Source organism: Rhizobium quercicola (genome assembly GCF_021168455.1).
GTDB classification, from domain to species: Bacteria; Pseudomonadota; Alphaproteobacteria; order Rhizobiales; family Rhizobiaceae; genus Ferranicluibacter; species Ferranicluibacter quercicola.
In genome coordinates this window covers 1-2,798 of sequence record NZ_JAJOZR010000030.1, presented here as the reverse complement: position 1 = coordinate 2,798, position 2,798 = coordinate 1, and the positions used below count along the sequence as shown (strand labels likewise).

Sequence of the window (2,798 nt, the reverse complement as noted above, 5' to 3'; positions counted from 1 at the left end):
TGGAAACTATCGGGCAAATGAGCGATGAACCACTCATTAGCTTGCCAGCAGTGGCGCGATGATACTCTTCCGGCCCTTCGGAATGAGCCGTGGTCGTATAAGCTACACCACGTCCTGGGACACGATCCCTGCCAATGATGCCCGTCGCCTCTCGGCCGCCCATCCGGCGATGCTGAACGCAGGTGCCGCACTCACGCCGTGCCGGGTCATCGAACGATTGGCCAGTTCCGGCATCGTGATGTCGGGCTCGGCCTCGACCTCTGCGATCAGGCCCCTCGAACGGCGCCAGCTTGACGCTGTCGGGCCGACCCCATGGCGAACCGGCGCCGCAGAGCCGCTGCGCGCCTCGTGTTGCACGTGCTCGATGCTTAAGCTCTTGCTCACCCTAAACCGACGAGCTGCAGCACGGCGCGAGACACCGGAGGCGACCAATCGCGCCACACGCTCGCGAAGATCAACGAATAACAGCATCCCATGAAACTCCTCCTGCGGGACGTGACCCACAGATTTACGACGTCATCAAACGCGATTCAGATTTTCCGTCCGATGCTCCGAAACCGTACAGGCCGTTTTCCTGGTTCCTGCACTCGAATCCGGCAGTTGAACCGCTGTGGCCATGATGCCCGCAAAGTAGAGAAAATCGCGAGATTGAAGATTTGTGCGGGTAGGAAATGTCTTGAGATTTGTGTGTCTGTGGATCGGCCGGTGTTACGTCGTCCTCTGAAGGTGGAAGCCGGGGGACGGAACATTGTCGGTCCAACTGAGGAGTCCGCGAATTTCGTCCTGTGAAAACAGACTTTCTCGCAAGCCCCCTTGGGCACGGATTTCATCCAGATGAGCCGCAGCTTGCTGCACCGTCCATATCAGGTGACTGAAATTGTTGTGAAACTCGGCATGCAGGTTGCCGGAGAATTTATTGTGAGGCGTCGGCGGCTTTACCGTGCAGTTATTGTTGCTGTAAATCAGTGAGAAGATCGAACGATTGATTACGCTGCTTTCGCCGAGGCCAAGATATCCAATCCGATAGGCATAGCGAACGTAGCGACGTTGCGTATCGCTCATTCCTGCCGCCGATCTGGCAAATACGATATGTCTGAGATGGTTGGTAAAGGCAGTGTCAGCAGCGCCGTTATGGGCACCGACGCGGGCGCTATCCGCCATTGCCATTGCCGCTCCACCCATATTTTTGCGCCCGGCCAGAATGGCGCCAGCCATCACATTCCCGGCGTTGGACACTTTGTATTTCGAGGCGATCGCTTTGAGAGTTGGGATAATGTGATCGTAGCCTATCGCTGAAAATAGATCATCGGCGTCCGTTTCGAAGCAGTAGGTCGGCAGCATTCTCTGGCGGTCTACCTGTAAGAACGCTGACCTGCTTTCCGAATGTTTTAAAAGGTTCTTAATGAGATTGCTTTCAGCAAAGGCATATAAGGCGACAGGATCACTTTCAACCGCCGCCTCGTATTCCTCGATCTTTTTCCAAGATGCCGGATTTATCTGAGCCTTGTGCGATTCGAGCTTGGAGAAGGCGGTTCTGAAAGCCTGTACTTGGAAGTTCCGTTTCTTCTCTGCGAGCTTTTTTTCTCGCTGCGCAATCGCAACCTTTCGTTGCTCGTTTAAATAAATGGCTGTTCTCTTGGCGCGAGCCCAAGAGACAGAAAGCGCGTGTTTCAAAAACTTGCCTGCTCTCTCCGAAATGGGTGTCTCACTGCCTGCCGGGTCCATTTCTGTTGCGAGAGCGATCTTTGTTTCAGCAATAGCCTCTTGGCTGCTCATATTGCGCTGCTTTGGATCTTTATATGTCATAGGCTTGCCCTGTTGACGACTTGCCTTAGTGATTGCAAATATTCACATTGCACGCAACGGGAAACATAAAATATCCTTTACACGCGTAGGTCATCAATTTGCGTGACCGAAATTTTTCGTTCTTCTGCAGGACTTTATCAACCCGAAAGGATAGGCTGACAGTAGAAGCCGCTCCGCTGGCTGCCGTTTTCCGATGCCGTCGATCTCGTCGATGAACAGGATCGATGGAACCGGCGCGCGGGCCACGCTCGGCGAAGGTCTCTGCCATCGTGTCGATGACATTGTTGAGATGCACACCCTTCGATCAGCTGCCGCACGGCTTGCTCGATGCCAGAGATCGGCGCATGCAGCGACACGACAGGCGTCGACATGGCAGCAGCACGCACAATCTTGGCAAAGAAAACGGGGCCATTCTCGATCTTGCAGGCAAGCGCGTGCGCGGCGACGATGTTGCTGACCAATGGTGATTTCCCTGCACCGGCCGACCAAGCCGACGGCACAAGCGCGAAGCGCATGATCAGTGTCAGACATGCATTCACCGCCTCCGGCCTGCTTGCCTTGCCTTCTGTCAAAACGATATCGTACGGTTGCCGGCGTCAGAAGATGGCCGCCACAACTCCGGCGCAGCCATGCCAGATACTGATCGCGATCTCCGGAGAGACGGAACGTATCGAACGCCTGAGTATAGCGACGCATGGCATGGCCACCGATCTCGACGATCCTCACTTTGCATAAACCATTGCGATGGGCGCTGCGCCGAGCCCGAGAGTCTGTCTGCGGGTAACGGAATCGGGGGCTGGCATTTTGTGTTGTTTTCTGATTCCGTATGGATTTTAGCGGGAGGCTTTCAGCAATGCCGAAGTCACTTTCGTTGGATTTGCGCAGCCGGATTGCGGCGGCTGTCGTGCAGGGTGAATCGGTTCGATCTGTTGCGCGACGGTTCGATGTGTCGGCTGCGAGTGCGGTGCGGCTTGGGCAGAAGTTGCGGGCGG

The 2,798-nt window shown here is 55.3% G+C and carries 4 protein-coding genes; 2 read left to right on the top strand and 2 right to left on the bottom strand.

Annotated elements, in window-relative coordinates:
- Positions 1–102 precede the first annotated feature (102 nt).
- Positions 103–471: a hypothetical protein gene (locus tag LRX75_RS23330; RefSeq protein ID WP_269456313.1), complete on the bottom strand. Its 369-nt coding sequence runs from the start codon at positions 469–471 to the stop codon at positions 103–105.
- Between the two features lie 237 nt (positions 472–708).
- Positions 709–1,806, bottom strand: a complete 1,098-nt coding sequence (locus tag LRX75_RS23200) for a hypothetical protein (protein WP_231816929.1) — start codon at positions 1,804–1,806, stop codon at positions 709–711.
- Positions 1,807–2,133: 327 nt separating this feature from the next.
- On the opposite strand from LRX75_RS23200, the gene LRX75_RS23195 reads away from it, so the two are divergent.
- A complete protein-coding gene (locus LRX75_RS23195) occupies positions 2,134–2,541 on the top strand; it encodes a hypothetical protein (protein WP_231816928.1) in 408 nt (135 codons plus the stop codon).
- Positions 2,542–2,632: 91 nt separating this feature from the next.
- A partial coding sequence (locus LRX75_RS23510) for a helix-turn-helix domain-containing protein (RefSeq protein ID WP_420851177.1) occupies positions 2,633–2,798 on the top strand: 166 nt, incomplete at its 3' end.